General features: G+C 63.4%; 19 protein-coding genes. All 19 read left to right on the top strand.

Going from position 1 to position 15,739, the window contains the following annotated elements; genetic code table 11:
- Position 1 precedes the first annotated feature (1 nt).
- The 19 genes from VXM69_RS29595 (at position 2) to VXM69_RS29505 (ending at position 15,691) form a co-directional block, all read left to right on the top strand.
- A complete protein-coding gene (locus tag VXM69_RS29595) occupies positions 2–1,987 on the top strand; it encodes a phage terminase large subunit family protein (protein ID WP_367189669.1) in 1,986 nt (661 codons plus the stop codon).
- Positions 1,988–2,000: 13 nt separating this feature from the next.
- Complete coding sequence (locus VXM69_RS29590; protein ID WP_006497114.1) at positions 2,001–2,207, top strand: phage head-tail joining protein; 207 nt, start codon at positions 2,001–2,003, stop codon at positions 2,205–2,207.
- Positions 2,204–3,697, top strand: coding sequence for a phage portal protein (locus VXM69_RS29585; RefSeq protein WP_367189667.1), 1,494 nt, complete (start codon positions 2,204–2,206; stop codon positions 3,695–3,697). The genes VXM69_RS29590 and VXM69_RS29585 overlap by 4 nt, the downstream gene beginning before the upstream one ends.
- Complete coding sequence (locus tag VXM69_RS29580) at positions 3,694–4,761, top strand: head maturation protease, ClpP-related (protein ID WP_367189666.1); 1,068 nt, start codon at positions 3,694–3,696, stop codon at positions 4,759–4,761. The genes VXM69_RS29585 and VXM69_RS29580 overlap by 4 nt, the downstream gene beginning before the upstream one ends.
- 30 nt (positions 4,762–4,791) lie before the next feature.
- Complete coding sequence (locus VXM69_RS29575) at positions 4,792–5,136, top strand: head decoration protein (protein WP_200058509.1); 345 nt, start codon at positions 4,792–4,794, stop codon at positions 5,134–5,136.
- Between the two features lie 72 nt (positions 5,137–5,208).
- Positions 5,209–6,204, top strand: a complete 996-nt coding sequence (locus tag VXM69_RS29570; RefSeq protein WP_060331652.1) for a major capsid protein — start codon at positions 5,209–5,211, stop codon at positions 6,202–6,204.
- A gap of 1 nt (position 6,205) precedes the next feature.
- The gene (locus VXM69_RS29565) at positions 6,206–6,493 is read left to right on the top strand and encodes a hypothetical protein (protein WP_367189665.1); all 288 of its coding nucleotides are present in this window, start codon (positions 6,206–6,208) and stop codon (positions 6,491–6,493) included.
- A gap of 2 nt (positions 6,494–6,495) precedes the next feature.
- On the top strand, positions 6,496–7,026 hold the full coding sequence (locus VXM69_RS29560; RefSeq protein ID WP_134255218.1) for a phage tail protein: 531 nt from the start codon (positions 6,496–6,498) through the stop codon (positions 7,024–7,026).
- Positions 7,016–7,546 carry a hypothetical protein gene (locus VXM69_RS29555; RefSeq protein WP_367189664.1) on the top strand — a complete coding sequence of 177 codons (531 nt, stop codon included), beginning with the start codon at positions 7,016–7,018 and terminating at the stop codon, positions 7,544–7,546. Before VXM69_RS29560 ends, VXM69_RS29555 begins: the two co-directional genes overlap by 11 nt.
- A complete protein-coding gene (locus tag VXM69_RS29550; RefSeq protein ID WP_367189663.1) occupies positions 7,543–8,223 on the top strand; it encodes a phage baseplate assembly protein V in 681 nt (226 codons plus the stop codon). The genes VXM69_RS29555 and VXM69_RS29550 overlap by 4 nt, the downstream gene beginning before the upstream one ends.
- 111 nt (positions 8,224–8,334) lie before the next feature.
- A complete protein-coding gene (locus tag VXM69_RS29545) occupies positions 8,335–9,150 on the top strand; it encodes a hypothetical protein (protein ID WP_367189662.1) in 816 nt (271 codons plus the stop codon).
- A 104-nt stretch (positions 9,151–9,254) separates the two neighbouring features.
- Positions 9,255–9,416 (top strand): hypothetical protein, encoded by a 162-nt coding sequence (locus VXM69_RS29540; protein ID WP_226233371.1) that lies wholly within the window; start codon positions 9,255–9,257, stop codon positions 9,414–9,416.
- Positions 9,416–9,751, top strand: a complete 336-nt coding sequence (locus tag VXM69_RS29535) for a GPW/gp25 family protein (RefSeq protein ID WP_034188724.1) — start codon at positions 9,416–9,418, stop codon at positions 9,749–9,751. Before VXM69_RS29540 ends, VXM69_RS29535 begins: the two co-directional genes overlap by 1 nt.
- Positions 9,748–10,644 carry a baseplate J/gp47 family protein gene (locus VXM69_RS29530; RefSeq protein WP_034188723.1) on the top strand — a complete coding sequence of 299 codons (897 nt, stop codon included), beginning with the start codon at positions 9,748–9,750 and terminating at the stop codon, positions 10,642–10,644. Before VXM69_RS29535 ends, VXM69_RS29530 begins: the two co-directional genes overlap by 4 nt.
- Positions 10,634–11,212 carry a phage tail protein I gene (locus VXM69_RS29525; RefSeq protein ID WP_367189661.1) on the top strand — a complete coding sequence of 193 codons (579 nt, stop codon included), beginning with the start codon at positions 10,634–10,636 and terminating at the stop codon, positions 11,210–11,212. The genes VXM69_RS29530 and VXM69_RS29525 overlap by 11 nt, the downstream gene beginning before the upstream one ends.
- Positions 11,200–13,167 (top strand): phage tail protein, encoded by a 1,968-nt coding sequence (locus VXM69_RS29520; protein ID WP_034188721.1) that lies wholly within the window; start codon positions 11,200–11,202, stop codon positions 13,165–13,167. Before VXM69_RS29525 ends, VXM69_RS29520 begins: the two co-directional genes overlap by 13 nt.
- A gap of 15 nt (positions 13,168–13,182) precedes the next feature.
- Positions 13,183–13,935 carry a tail fiber assembly protein gene (locus tag VXM69_RS29515; protein WP_367189660.1) on the top strand — a complete coding sequence of 251 codons (753 nt, stop codon included), beginning with the start codon at positions 13,183–13,185 and terminating at the stop codon, positions 13,933–13,935.
- Positions 13,936–14,035: 100 nt separating this feature from the next.
- A complete protein-coding gene (locus VXM69_RS29510) occupies positions 14,036–15,178 on the top strand; it encodes a phage tail sheath subtilisin-like domain-containing protein (protein ID WP_367190222.1) in 1,143 nt (380 codons plus the stop codon).
- A 9-nt stretch (positions 15,179–15,187) separates the two neighbouring features.
- Complete coding sequence (locus VXM69_RS29505) at positions 15,188–15,691, top strand: phage major tail tube protein (protein WP_034188718.1); 504 nt, start codon at positions 15,188–15,190, stop codon at positions 15,689–15,691.
- Positions 15,692–15,739 lie beyond the last annotated feature (48 nt).

Here is a 15,739-nt window from a genome sequence, read left to right as displayed (position 1 = left end):
GTTGAGCGCGAAAGGATCGGCCAGCCCCGGCCGGTACAACCCGAACATCACGCCTTGGGTGTTCGGCATGCACGAAGCGCTGGACGATCCGACCGTGCAGAAGATCGTGTGCATGAAGTCGGCGCAGGTCGCGTGGACAGATGGCGTGCTGCTGAACTACATCGGCAAGCGGATCGACGTTGACCCGTGCCCGATGATCGTCATGTTCCCGAAAGAGAAGACGGCGAAGAAGTTCAACCTGGAGAAGTTCGAGCCGATGGTCGAGGTGACGCCTCGCCTGTCGGCGAAATTGCCGGTTCACGCGGCCCGCGACAAAAACAACTTGTGGGACCACAAAACGTTCGCGCGCGGTTTCCTGAAGTTCATCACGTCGAACGCACCGGACGAAGTGAAGTCGACGCCAGCCCCGGTCGTTGCGGTCGAGGAGCCGGACGACGCGAATACGAACGTTCGCGAGCAGGGCGATTCGATCACGCTGCTGGAGGAGCGGAACAAGAGCTATTCAGCCCGGCGACGCAAGATGATCTTGGGCGGCACGCCAACCATCGACGGCCTGTCGCGCATCCAGCAGGCTTACGCGGCATCGGATCAGCGCGTGTATCTGGTGCCGTGCCCTGATTGTGACGAGGAGCATGAGCTGGCGTGGGAAAACGTCACGTGGAGCGAGGGCGCCGAAGTCGTGCATGAGGTCTACGGCCGCGCACAACCGGAGACGGCTCGTTACACCTGCCCGCATTGCGGCTCTTTGTGGGACGACGCGACACGTATTCGCGCGGTGCGTCGCGGGCGATGGGTTGCGACGGCACCGTTTCACGGCGTTGCCGGCTTCCGCATCAACGAACTGGTGTCGCCGTTCCCCGGCTCGAACATGGCCGAGCTGGTCAAGAAGTGGCTGACGGCCGACAAGGCGCTGCGCGAGGGTGACGATACGAAGATGCGTTCGTTCGTGAACAACTCGCAGGGTCGGGCGTACAAGTACAAGACCGATCTGCCCGAGCTGGACGTGCTCGCGCAACGTGCGCTGCCATACGCGGAGCTGACGGTGCCGCTCGGAGGTCTGGTGTTGACGCTCGGTGTCGACGTGCAGCACGACCGGCTCGCGATCGTCCTGCGCGCATGGGGTCGCGGCGAGGAAAGCTGGCTCGTTTTGTGGGGCGAGATCTACGGCAATGTGACGGAGCAGCAGCAAGACCCTATGACCGGCGGCGTATGGGGCGCGTTGACGATGCTGCTGTCGCACGCATACCGGCATGAGAACGGCTGGCTGCTGCGTGTACGTGCAACGTCGATCGACTCGTCAGACGGCGCTACGTCGGACGCGGTATACAAGTATGTGCGCGCGGCGCAGCAGGCCGGTTACAACGTCATGGCGGTCAAGGGCAGCAGCAACGTCGACGCGGAGATCTTCAGCGTGCCGAAGGCGTCGATCGACTCGACGCGCAACAACAGCAAGGCGGCGAAGTATGGGCTGCGCCCGTATATGGTAGGCGTGAGCCGCGCGAAGGATCTGATCCTCGAAAACCGGTTGAAGCTTGACGGCAACGGGCCGGGCCGGATGCACTGGTATAGCGGTGTGCGCAGCGACTACCTGTCGCAGCTCACGGCAGAGGTCAAGGTGCCGGGGCCGCGCGGCGGTAAGCGTGTGTGGAAGAAGATTAGCCCGCGCAACGAGGCGTTGGACTGCGAAGGCTACGCGCTGCACGCGGCCCGCAGCGTGAAAGTGCACCTGATGACCGAGGCGCACTGGCAGGTCGAGCAGCATCGCGCATCGCAGGTCTCGCTGTTTGATGCGGTCCCGGTACTGGAGGCGTTGCCGTCGGCGCTGCCTGCCGAGGTGCTTCCCGATCCGCCTCTCGAAGAGGCCGTTACAGAGACTCCGCGGCCTTCGCCGCAGGTAGCAAAACCCACCGAAACCCCGCCCCCGAGCGGGGTTTCGCGCATTCAGGGGCGTCGTGTTGGTCGCTCGACGTACCTGAAGCGCCGCTAAACGAGGGAATGGCATGGCATACACAAAACAGGATCTGCAGAACATTCAGTCTGCAATCGCGAAGGGCGAGCTGGAAGTCCAGTATGCCGACCGGCGCGTGAAATATCGCTCAATCGGCGAGCTGCGCGAGGCGCGTACCGAGATCATTCGCGACCTGAACGGCGCGGCCGGGCGTTCGTCGATCGTCCGGATTCGCCATGCCGGCAAGGGGGTGCGATGAAGGGGGGCTTTCCGTCACTCGCGCGGCGCGGATTCGTGGTGCCGACGCGGCTCAAGGCGGCGGCCTACGAGTCGGCGAGCACGACGGGCGCACGGGCGAAGTCGTGGCGGACGTCGAGCGCGGGACCGAATGCGGCGGCGGTGCAGAACCTGCCGCTACTGCGCTCGCGCGCTCGTGATGCGATCCGAAACGACCCGTGGGCGAAAACGGCAATCGCGCGGCTCGTATCGAACACCATCGGGAACGGCATCCAAGCGCACCCGCAGCATCCGAACGACGCCGTGCGCAAGATGCAAAAGCAACTTTGGGAGGATAGCTGCGAGGAGATCGACGCGGACGAGCTGTTCGACATGGCGGGCGTGCAGACGCTTGCCGCACGGTCGTTTTTCAGCGACGGCGAAGTGTTGGTGTGCCGTCAATTTCGCAGACCGAGTGAAGGCTTGGCGGTCCCGATGCAGATCCGGCTTTTCGAAGGCGACCTGTTGCCGATGGAGAAGAACGAGATCGTGCCGGGCGGGGGCGAGATCATCAACGGCGTGGAGTTCGATGCGGACGGTCGACGCGTTGCGTATCACTTGCTTCGGCGTCATCCCGGCGAGTACGGGCGTGCGGGAATGACCAACATGCAGACCGTGCGCGTGCCGGCCACCGAAATCGCGCACGTTTTTCTCCCGCTTCGACCCGGTCAGGTGCGCGGCGTCCCGGAGCTGTCGACCGTGCTGCTGCGGCTCAAGTCGCTGGACAACTTCGACGACGCGGTGCTGTTTCGGCAGGAGGTCAGCAACCTCTTTGCAGGATTCGTCACGAAGCCGCCCGCCGAGCCGGGCTTGATGGGCGATCCAGTCACGGGTGCGGCGATGGAGTACGACGTCGATGGCTTTTCGCCGGTCGTATCGCTTGAACCGGGGAGCATGCAGGAGCTGGCCCCCGGCGAGGACGTCAAGTTTGCGGAGCCGCCGGGGGCTGGGACCGACTACGGCCCGTTCATGCGTCAGCAACTGATGGCCGCTGCAGCGTCGGTCGGCATGCCGTACGAGGTCATGACGGGCGATCTGCGCGACGTGAGCGACCGCGTGCTGCGTGTGATCCTGAACGAGTTCCGGCGGTCGATCGAGCAGATCCAGTGGAACGTGTTCATCCATCAGTTTTGCCGGAAGGTCTGGCGCTGGTGGGTCGACGCCTGCGCGTGGTCGGGTGCGATGCCAATGGAGGACTACTACCGACGCCGTCGCGACTATTTGCGGGTGCGGTGGGTGCCACAGGGCTGGCCGTACATCCATCCGGTGCAGGACGTTACGGCAAAGCGGATGGAGATCCGCTCCGGGCTAGCGAGCCGGACGGGTGCGGTGTTGTCGCGTGGTGATGATCCGGAGCAGGTCGACCAAGAGAACGCGGACGATCTCGCGCGTGAGCGCCGGCTCGGGATTCGATATGACACGCTCGATCCGGTCGACGGGGCGGGCGATCTTTCTAATGGGGATGGCGAATGAAAGGGAAGAAGCGGTGGTGGGACATCCGCGCGCAAGCGAATGCGGCGGGCGTGAACGAGGTCGAGATCCGGATCTATGGTGACATTGGATTCTGGGGCACCGACGCTGACCTGTTCGCGTCGAAGCTGGACGAAGTGGCGTCGACAGCGACGTCGATCGTCCTCGCGATCAACTCGATGGGCGGCGACGTGTTCGATGCCTTCGCGATCTATAACGCGGTGCGTCGGCATAGCGGCAAGGTAACCGGGCGCGTCGATGGTGTCGCCGCATCGGCTGCGTCGCTGATCCTGATGGCATGCGACACGATCGAAATGCCGTCGAACGCGAGGCTGATGATCCACAACCCGAACACGGTCGCGGCCGGGGAGGCCGAGGATCTGCGCAAGCTCGCCGATCTGCTCGACAGCACGTCCGACAGCATGTTGGCGGCCTACGTCGAGCGCAGCGGCCGAACCGCAGAGGAAGTCCGCGCGATCATGGATGCCGAGACGTGGCTCACGGCCGCGCAGGCGAAGGAGCAAGGCTTTTGCGACGCGATCATCGATCCGATCCGGATCGAGGCATATGCGGGCGCGGCACGGCTCGCCGCACGCTATGCGGCGGTGCCGGCCGAGATCCGCGCCGTGCTGGAGGACGACAGCGAGGTGACGCCGGCCCCGGAGCCTCATCGGCTGCCGACGCCCACACCCGCGCCGGGTCCGGACGTGTCGGTTCTCGCTGCTCACGTCTACAGCGCGTGCCGCGACGCGCGGATCGAGCACTGCGCGGAGGGCATCGTGCTGGCGACCGGCCTGCGGGATCGCGCGAGCGTTGACGCCGCGATCCGCAACGCGCAGGACATCGCCGGTATCTGTCTGGCCGCGAGTCTGACCGAGCTGACGGCCGGCTTTGTCTCGGACGGCCTGTCGCCCGATCAGGTGCGCGCACGGCTGTTCGAGCGCATGACGGCATCGCAGAAGCCGATCAACCATCGTGCTGCCCCGGTTGCGTCGCAAGACGCGCCCGTGGTCGCGAATGCGCCGCGTGCGGCGTCCATCTACGCGGCTCGCAAGAGCGGCAAGTAACTTTGACGTAACCCGAGGAGGGGAAAACTCATGTCGAACTGGAAGGTACAGGCCGCTCTGACGGCCGAATTTCTCGTGTCGGAGGGCAACGGCCAGATCTCGCGCGAGCACATCGTCGTCAAGGCCGGCCCGGCACTGCCGGCCGGACAGGTGCTCGGCGTGACCAGTACCGGCGAATATGCGCCGTACGACAACGCCGCGAATGACGGCTCCGAGGTCGCAGCGGCCGTGCTCTACGCGCCGCTGGCGGCGTCCGACGCGTCGCGCCCGGCGACGGGGATCGTCCGGCTCGCCGAAGTCGTGGGCGGCCTGCTCACGGGACTCGATGCAGCCGGTCGCGGGGATCTCGCCGAGCGACACGTCATCGTTCGCTGATCGAAACTCACTCCATTCGAAGCCACGCCGAGCGCGTGGCTTTTTTGTATCCATTTTCATGTCGGAGGTTTTATGGCGGATATCGCCCTGTTTCAAGACGATGCCTTCTCGCTCGCATCCCTGAGTGCTGCGATCAACGATCAGCCGTATGTTCCCGGCCGGATCGGCACGCTCGGCCTGTTCGAAGAGGACGGCATCACGACGACGACGATCCAGATCGAGCGCGACGGCGACACGCTCGCACTCGTCGCGGCTGGCGAGCGCGGTTCGCCGGCTGGCGTTGTCGTTGGCAGCAAGCGCAAGATGATCCCGTTCAATACGGTGCACCTGCCGCAGCGCGCGGTGATCAAGGCGGACGAGATCCAGAATCTGCGCGCGTTCGGTTCCGAGACCGAGCTGGAAGCGCTGCAGACCGTCGTGAATCGCCGACTCGCGAAGATGCGTCGCCAGCTCGACGCGACGCACGAATTCCATCGCATCGGCGCGATCAAGGGCGCGGTGCTCGACGCGGACGGCAAAACGGTACTGATCGATCTGCTGCAGTACTTCGGTATCGAGCAGACGGTGATCCCGTTCGAGCTGGGCAAGGCCGACACCGAGATCCGCGTGAAGTGCGTCGAGGTGCAGGACGCGATCGAAGACGCGCTGGGCGCGACGACGTACACGGGCGTGCGCGTACTCTGCGGCCGGGCGTTCTGGAACAAGCTGATCGTCGCGAAGACCGTGAAGGAAACGTACCTTGCGACCGCGATGGCGGCATCGCTGCGCGGCGACGCGCGCGACGCGTTCGACTTCGGCGGTTGCACGTTCGAGCGCTATCGCGGTCGCGTCGGCGATGTCGGCTACGTCGCGGACGACGAAGCGCACGCGATTCCCGAAGGTGTGCCGGACCTATTCATCACGCGCTTCGCGCCGGCCGACTACGTCGAAGCGGTGAACACGACGGGCATTCCGTACTACGCGAAGCAGGAACTGATGGACTTCGGCAAGGGCGTCGAGATCGAGGCGCAGTCGAATCCGATCCACCTGTGCACGCGCCCGAAAGCGCTGGTTAAGCTGAAGGCGTGACATGGCGTTCCGGGATCTGATGGCCGCCGTCGATACGGCCGTGAAGCGAGACCTGTCGGACGAGGTCAAGATCGATGGCAAGCCGCTGCAGGGCATGTTCAAAGCGCCTTGGCTCGGCCCGGATCTCGGAACGCAACGCACGCAGCTCGTTGCGCCGATCCTCGACATCACGGACGACGATGCGGCAGGCGTGCGCGAGGGCAGCATCGTCGAAGCGGGTGGCGAACGGTTCCGCGTTTTGGAGGTCCGCCCGGCTGGCACGGGCTGGACGATCCTGATTCTGAGGTGACGATGGATCTGCTGAAGGTCGAGATCGACGTACGGGGGGCGCTCGAAGCGCTCGCCGGCCTGCCGCCTGCAGCAATGCAGGCGGCATGGCGTCGGACGCTGCGCAAGACAGGCGCGTGGATTCGGAGTCAGACGGCGAAAGAGGTCAGCGGCGCGACGGGCATTCAGCAGAAGCTCCTGCGGCAGCGGATGTACTTCTTCATGCGCTCGCTCGATACGGGCAAGGTGTGGCTCGGGCTAAATCCGCTCGAAGCGCACCGGCTCGGCGCGGTGCGGCGCACGAAGAAGGGGATGCGCGCCGGCAGATCGTTGTTCGAGGGCGCGTGGCGCAAGACCAAGGCGCAGCCGGACGGCGCGATCTACCGACGTACCGGAAAGGCGCGAACGCCGTTCGAAGTGGTCACGGTCGAATGGTCGCAGACGGGCGATCCGGCATTTCGACGAGCTGCCCGCGTGTGCGAAGCGCGGCTGATGACGGTGCTGCGGCAAGAGGTCAATTACGAAATCCAGAAGGCGGCGAATCGTGCTCGATAACCTGAAACAACTCCATGACGGTATCGAGGCCGGCCTGCGTGCACGCTTGCCGGATCTCGAACGTATTCACGCGTACCCGAGGATCGGCAAGCAGATCGAAACCCCGTTCGTCGCGATCGAGCTTGCGGAGCTGGAGCCGGGGCACGACGACGGCACGGGCCGGGTGCCGCTTATCGCGCGCATGCAGGCCCGCGTGATCGTCGACCCGCTGGTGGAGGATGCCGAGGTCCAGGTGCGCGAGCTGTCCGCGCGCGTGCTGCAAACGGTGCACGGGGCGACGTGGGGACTGCCGATGACGCCGGGTAAGCAGGTCGGGTCGGCGGGCGAAGATCCGTTCCGGCCCGAACTGGATACCTATCTCGTTTGGCTCGTCGAGTGGGTGCACGAATTCGACCTGGGCGATGTGTACGAGCCGCCGACGAAGGGGCGAGCGGTGCTGTGGGGTGTCGATCCGGAGACCGGGCCGGGGCGCGAAGACCGTTACTGGAATCCGGCGGAACAGGGAGCGGGGGACGTGTGAGCGACTTCGAGCTTGGCGAAATGGATCGCCGTATGGCGTGCCTGACGCAATCCGCGGTCATCGAGGCGATCACGTACGACCCGCCGCGCGTGAAGGTGCGTGTCGGCGATTGGGTTAGCGACTGGCTCAAATGGCAGGCCGGTGCCGCAGGCAAGGTTCGGCATTGGCGTCCGCCGTCCATCGACGAGGAGGTTGCCCTGTGGGCACCGTCCGGCGATCTCGCGGGGGCGTTCGTCGCGCCCGGCTACTACACGGAGCAGCACGGCGGGTCCGGTAGATCCAGTCCGGACGAGACGGCGACCGACTTCCCGGACGGCGCATTCGAGCAGTACAACCATGCGAGCCATGAATATGTGCTGTCGGTGCCGGCCGGCGGTCGAATCGTGTTCCGCATCGGTGGCACGGAGTTCGAGCTGAAGGCGGACGGCGCGACGCTGCGCAGCGCGAAGCTGCTGGCGGACGTTCCGAACTCGACGTTCACGGGCAATACGACGACGGAGCAACTGCTGACGTTCAACGGCGGCATGCAGGGCAAGCCGGGCGATGGCGGCGGTGTTGCGATGAAGATCGCAGGTGGTGCTGAGTTCACCGACGACGTTGTCGCGGCTGGTAAATCGGTCAGCCAGCACAGTCACCGTGAACAGGGCGACGGGGAGTTGGTAAGTAAGCCAATCTAGGATGACGCTGGTAGATTTGTCAGGTGCTTGCTCGCGGCGAAGTGATGTAGCGTTTCTTCGACAGTATCTTTGCTGTGATTAGGAACAATATTCGCGAAATGGGGAGCTTGCATGAGCACGGTTGAGTCGGAACAAAAAACGGAGAAGAAGATCGGGAAACAACCCGTGCAACGACGAGAAAATTATCCATTGAAGCGGCCCGAGCGGAAATCAATGGTCGATTGGCCGTGGCCTTTGATCGTATCGATAGCCGGCTTGGTATCGCTGGGCGTTGCGTATTCACTCGGCGATGCATATTACAACGCATATCTGGGGAAATTCTGGATTGAGCCCGCTGCGTTTCCGATCGATAAGGCTCGGCATCTTGTCCTGTCGTTGTACGGTGCTCTAACCGCGGTGGCCAATGTGCAGGCTTGGATCAGCAAGCATACGGTTCAAATCCTGCAAGTCGTGGCGATAATCCTATTTGGCGTTACCGTCTGGGTCTTGATTGAAAAGGTGTTGCTTTGGGCGGTTGATCGCGCAAGCAGACGGGCTGACGGATCGACGAGATCCATCAAGCTTTGGCCGATCGTAGTTCGCTTCTTCACTATCGTGTTTTGGATATGGACGTCTGTCGGGATTGGCTCGATGCTCGGGATGTCCGTCCCCACATTTATGGCAATTCCATCCGTAATAGGCGAGTCTGCCGGCGACGGCGTCGCCACCGATAAGATGCGAGATTTTGATCGGGGATGCTGGGTGTCTGAAGCGCGATGTCAGATGGTAGTCAAAGGCGGAAAGGAAGTTGCGCGTGGCTATATCGTCGCACAATCAGCGACACATATTGCAATGTACTACGAAGGTAATACTGTGCAAATCCCACTCGATGGCTCCGAGATCAGGACAGTCGAGCGACCAAATTTCGATCAGGCTATGCCCCGTTGAGCCAGCCGGCTTGGCCAGTAATTTTGCCCCGCCCCGAGCGGGGCTTTTCATTTCTAGAGGGCGATATGGCGAAAGACACACAGCAAGGCGGGGCGGTGGCACCCGTGACATTCATCGATACCGAATTCCGCAGCCGCGTGATCGTGTTTCCGGACGGCTCGCACGTTGCCGTGCTGGCCGGCAAAACGGAAGTGACGGAGCCTGAGCATATCGCGTATCTCGAATCGCGCGGGTGCTTCAAGCGCATTCCGACGAAGGCGCAGTGATGGTCGCGCTGGTCGGTATGTGTCGCCGTACGGGCCGACTGATCGGCGGTCTGGATCATCTTGTGCAGAGCATCGCGGACATTCTCAGCACGCGCAAGGGAACCCGCCGCGAGCGACCCGATTACGGCTCGGATCTCCCCGCGATGGTTGACTTGCCCGTCACGCGCGGATGGATATCGGCTGCGCAGGCCGAGGCCGCGCGTGCGATCGGGCGGTGGGAGCCTCGTATTGCGTTGGATAGCGTGAAAGCGCTGTCTGTCGTGGACGGCAAAGTAACTTTTCGGATCGCCGGGCGGTACAGCGGCGACGATGTTGTATTCGAGGTGACGATATGACAGTGATCGATCTGTCGGCGCTTGATCCGCCGGATCTCGTCGAAACGCTCGACTTTGAGGAGCTTTACCAACGCAAGCTGGAGCACTTCAAGAGCATCTATCCGGATTGGACGGCAGCGCTCGAATCCGACCCGGTCGTGAAACTGCTGGAGCTGGCCGCGTACGAGGACGTCCGCTTTCGGGCGCGCGTGAACGATGCAGGTCGTGCGGTCCTGCTGGCGTATGCAACGGGTGCCGATCTCGAACACCTCGCGGCGCTTTGGAACCTGAAGAAAGAGATTGTCGACCCCGGCGATCCGGAAGCGCACCCGCCGATTCCGGTCACGTACGAGCGCGACGAGCGCTTGCGATTGCGCACGCAGATGGGTATCGAACGCGCGTCGACGGCCGGCCCGTCCGGCTCGTATCGATCGCTCGCGATGGACGCGTCTCCGGACGTCGCCGACGTGCGCGTCGATCATCCGGAGCCGGGCGTCGTGCGTGTCGTCGTGAAGTCGTCATCGAACGGTGGAATTGCCAGCGTCGCACTGCTCGATACGGTGCGTCGTGCTCTTTCGCCTGAAGATCGCCGACCGCTCAATGACACGCTGCTCGTCGTTGCCGCACGGCCCGTCAATTACTCGATTGTCGCCGACGTCTACATCGGGCGCGGGCCTGATCCCGGTGTGGTGCTTACGGCGCGACGGGCCGATCTCGATATCGCGGTCGCTGCGGGCGAGGGGCTTCGTGTTGGCATGCCTCGATCCGCCGTGACCGGAGCGCTGCATCCGAAGGAATCGGGTGTCGTGCGTGTTGATCTGAAGTCCCCTGCGGCCGATGTCGTATGCGCGGTCGACGAGTTCGCGCGATGCACATCGATCGTGCTCAATCCGAGGGTGAGCGATGACGACTGAAGCACTGCTGCCGACGAATCAAACGAGTCTGGAGGCGGCGCTCGCGCAGGTGATGCGGCCGACCGTCGATCCGAATGTGATCCGTACGCTTTGGGACGCCGACCACTGCTCCGCCGCATTCTTGCCGTGGCTGGCGTGGTCGCTGGCGGTCGACGGGTGGGAACTGGCGGAGTCCGACGATGCTCGGCGTGAGCTGATCAAGTCGTCGCTGGTGATCTACCGGAAGAAGGGTACGCCTTGGGCGATTCGCGAGATTGTCCGGCGTCTCGGTTTCGGCGAGGTCGACATTCAGGAGGGGCGGCAGATCAAGCGCCGGGACGGCTCGGTTAAACGCGATGGCCGTTATCTGCACGGTGGTGCGACGGCATGGGCGGAATACATCGTCAAGCTGCGGCGGCCGGTGACGCGAGATCAGGGCGAGAACCTGAAGCGGGCAATCGAGCGTTACGCGCCGGCTCGTAGCCGGCTTGCATGGCTCGACTTTTCTGAGGTTGCGATCCGACACAACGGTGTCGCGACGCGCAATGGTCAATTTACGCGAGGGGTGATCGGTACATGGCCAATCTGAAAGAAGAAAGTAGGTGGGAAGAGGGCGTCTATCAGTTCGAGACGTCGGACCCCGTACAAGGTGGCCCGGACGGCGTCGATAACGTCCCGACAAAGCAACTTGCCAATCGTACGCGTTACCTGAAAGACCGCGCGGACGCGGCCGACAAGGCCGTCGGGGGGCTCGGGAACAGCAAGCTGGACAAGTCGGGCGGTGCGTTGTCGGGGGCGCTGCTTGGAAAGCCCGGCGCAATCGCTGGCAACAATCCGAAAAACGTCGGGTATGGCTTCGATGGCGATCCCGATACTGGCATGTTCTCGCCGGCTGATGGTCATCTGCAGCTCGGCGCGAACGGTGTGCCGTACGTCGTCATGCTTGGCAACAATCTCACGCTCAACCCCGGCGGCTTCCTGTTGTTCAACTCGGGTGGGGCTGAACGCGGTCGGTTCACGCCGGCCGGTCGATTGCTGCTCGGGACGACCGACGACAACGGTCGAGACGGAATGCAGGTCGCTTACCGTGCTTCGTTTGCGAAGGGCGTCCAGATTACCGACCTCGAAGGGCCTGATGGCGGACATCTTCGGATGACGGACCCGGGCTACGGGGTGATGTTCCGCCACGACGGGATGTCCGCGTACTTTCTGCAGACGAAGAAGGGCGATCCGCTTGGCACCTGGAACACGTTCCGGCCGTTCGCATGGTCGCTTGATACCGGGTACGTCACGATCGACGGCACGGGCTTGGGGACCAAGATCGGCGGTCAGCTGTCGGTCGGCCCGGGTACGGGCGAGGGGCAGATTCGAGTCGGTGCAGCGGATGGTTACTTCTACGGAAATGCCACGTCGGTGGGCTGGTGGGGCGGTAATGCCGGGTCGTTCCAGTTCTACGCGGCTGACGGTTCTTTCCGCGTCAACGGCAAGCCGGTATGGCACTCCGGAAATCTGACGCCGTTTGATCTCAATGTCGGTGGAACCTCGAAGGGGACTCTCTCGTTTGCTCCGGGGGCGCGCATCTTCCTATCGGAGGGCACGCCGCAGAATCCGTCGCTGACGTTCGACAAGGACGGTGCGCCGGATACCGGTCTGTACCACATCGCCGATGGCGAATTCGGCGTGACGTGCAACGGATTGGTCAACGTACGATTCACGGCAAACAAAGGGACGATCTTTGACCGCGCTGTTCAGGTTCCGACGCCTGCTGCTGGTGATAGATCCGGTAACGCCGCGTCGACTGCGTTCGTCGCAGACGCAATCGCATCGGCCTCGATCGGTCAGATCATCTTTGAGGCACGTACGGCACCGCGTGCGGGATGTCTCGCGCTCAACGGTGCCGCGCTGAATCGAGCGGACTACCCGGCATTGTGGGCCTATGCGCAGGGTTCCGGTGCGCTGGTCGAAGAGAAAGACTGGAGCAACGGGAACTGGGGTTCGTTTTCAACCGGCGACGGAGCGAAGACCTTTCGCATCCCGGAGTTTCGTGGCGAGGGCATTCGCTGCGCGGACTCCGGGCGTGGTGCCGATGCGGGCCGGCGAGTCGGAACGTGGCAGGACAGCCAGAACCGCTCGCACGCGCACGGTGCTTCGGCCGAGGCAGTCGGGGATCACGCGCATAGCGCATGGACCGATTCGCAAGGCTGGCACGGACACCACGGGTGGACAGCCGGTGCGGGCGGCCACAACCACAACAACGGAATCTACAGTCGCCTGCTTCGACCGCCTTATAACGGTTCGATCACTGGCTCGGATACGGCGGGCAGCGGGGCTGAACAGGCTGTCGGCAACGGCGATTCCGCAGACATTGTCGGTGTCGGGGATCACGCCCACGAATTCAATACCGAGGGGGCTGGCACGCACGGCCACAACGTCGGCATCGGCGCGGCCGGCGCGCACTCGCACACGATCACTGTTGCGGCCGATGGCGGTGCGGAGGCACGTATGCGCAACGTCGCGGTGCTCGCGATGATCCGCGCGTTCTAATAGATGAGGTAGAGCATGCTTTGCAATCAGTACGACAACCTGACCGGGCAGTACATCGTCAGCTTTCTGGCTGACATAGATCCGATGAATTCGAGCCGCTACTTGGTGCCCGCGTTCTGCACGCTGGAACCGCTGCCCGAACGTGCGCCGCGTACCTGGCCGTTTTGGCGTAACGACAAGTGGGAAATGTTGCCGGACTTTCGCGGTGTGCGCCTCTATCGCACCGATTCCGGCTCGGCCGCCGAAATCACGGTCGCGGGTGTGACGCCTGACGATGCGGGACTGACCGAAGTCCCGCGTCCGTCCGATGCACACGTATGGCGTGATGGCGCGTGGGCAATCGACGAAGAGATCGTTGCTGGCAAGGCACGTGAGGTGGCGATGAATGACTTCTTCGCACGGCTGGAAAAGGCGCGGCAGCAGAATCTCGGCAAGGCGGATGCATGGGTGACGGGGCGCCTTTCGGATCTCGAAGCGGCGACTTTCCATGCGTGGGCCGAATATCAGCTCGCGTTGGTGCGCGTGGTCGAGTCGCCGAGCTTCCCGGCGCAGATCGCGTGGCCGGACGAACCCGATCCGGCCGCGATTCTCGCGACGGTCGAGGCCGAGCGGGCGGCGAAAGCGGCTCGCGAAGCCGAGGAGGCTGCGCAGCGTGACGCCGAAGCGAAACAGGCCGAAGCAGATCGCGCCGCAGCAGAGGCGGCAACGCCCAACCGTGACGTCGAAGCTGAACCGCTGGCCGAGCCGAGCGAGACCGCCAAAAAGTAACTTTGCCGACGCACAGCGCGTCGTTTCGTTTCAAGCCGCTCCGACGAGCGGCTTTTTTATTTCCGGAGATCCGCATGGCAGCGACTTCTTTTTTCACGGCATCACGACGACGATCGTCGACAGCGGCCCGCGTACGATTGCGGTGCCTTCGTCGTCGGTTGTCGGCATGACCGATACCTATACGCCCGGCCCCGATCTGGCGCAGCCGAACGTCCCCGTGCAACTGACGAGCTACGGCGAGGCAGTGCGTGCGTTCGGAGAGAACAGCGCGATCGCGCGGGCAGCACGCGCGATCTATGCGCAGAGCAGCGCGATTGTGATCGCGGTCGGCGTGCCGGCAGCGGCCGACGCGGCGCAGCTCACGTCGGCGATCATCGGCGGGGTGTCGGCCGGCGGCGTACGCACGGGCATGCAGGCGCTGCTCGACGCGAAGTCCCGTTTCAACGCACAACCGCGTTTGCTGATCGCACCCGGACATACGTCGAAGCAACCGGTCGCGACGGCGGCTGACTCGCTCGCCGGCAAGCTGCGCGCGGTGGCCGTGATCGACGGCCCGAATGCCGACGACGAGGCGGCAATCGCGTACGCGAAGAACTTCGGCAGCAAGCGTCTGTACATGGTCGACCCCGGCGCGAAGGCATGGGACAACGCGACGAACGGCGAAATCTCGCTACCGGCGTCGACGTACGCTGCCGGGCTGTTCTGCCAGACCGACGCGAAGATCGGTTTCTGGGCGTCGCCGTCGAACAAGGAGATCGTCGAGATCACGGGCACGGGCCGGCCGATCGAATACCTCGACGGCGACGAGACGTGCCGGGCGAACCTGCTCAACAACGCGAACATCACGACGATCATCCGCGACGGCGGGTTCCGCCTGTGGGGGAACCGCACGCTGTCGGCTGATCCGAAGTGGAAGTTCGTCACGCGTGTACGCACGCTCGACATCGTGATGGATGCCGTGCAGGCCGGCCATAAGTGGGCGGTCGATCGTGGCATCACGGCGACATATGTCAGCGACGTGACCGAAGGGCTGCAGGCGTTCATGCGCGATCTGAAGCGTCAGGGCGCAGTGATCAACTTCGAGGTCTATCCGGACCCGATGCTGAACACGGCGAGCCAGCTCGAAGACGGCAAGGTGTACTGGAACATCCGATTCACGGACGTCCGGCCGGCCGAAAACCCGATTTTCCGCTTCGAGGTCACGAACCAGTGGCTGACCGAAGTGCTGGATAACCAGATCTAAGGGGGAACGATGATTCCGGAAACTCTGCATAACTGCAACGCGTTCATCGACGGCCGCGGATACGCCGGCCGCGCAACGAGCATGACGCCGCCGAAGCTGAAGATCAAAACGGACGACTTCCGCGCGGGCGGCATGGACGGTACGACGAAGGTCGATCAGGGCATGGAAGCGATGGATGCGTCGTTCTCCATGTCGACGATGGAATACGAGGTGTTGCGCTTCTTCGGGCTGGTGGATCAAGGCGCGTTCAACGGCGTCTTTCGCGCGGTATTCATGGACCGCAACGGGAAGACGAAGAGCGTCGCCGTCTACCTGCGCGGCATGCTGTACGAAGTCGATCCCGGCGAATGGAAACCGGGTGAAAAGGTCGACGCGAAGTTCAGCGTGTCGTGCGACTACTACAAGCTGGAAGTCGCTGGGGCGATCGTGCACGAGATCGATATCTTCGCGTGCAAGCGCGTGATCAATGGCGTCGACCAGCTCGCCGAAGTGCGTAAGGGTCTCGGCATGTAAGTACCTCGGGGCCGTCATTCGACGGTCACGCAGCAAAGCTACTTTGTT

The sequence above is a fragment of the Burkholderia sp. Ed8 genome, assembly GCF_040761425.1.
Classification (GTDB): domain Bacteria; phylum Pseudomonadota; class Gammaproteobacteria; order Burkholderiales; family Burkholderiaceae; genus Burkholderia; species Burkholderia seminalis.
The sequence above is the reverse complement of the archived record's forward strand: the minus strand, read 5'-3'. Positions and strand labels throughout refer to the sequence as shown.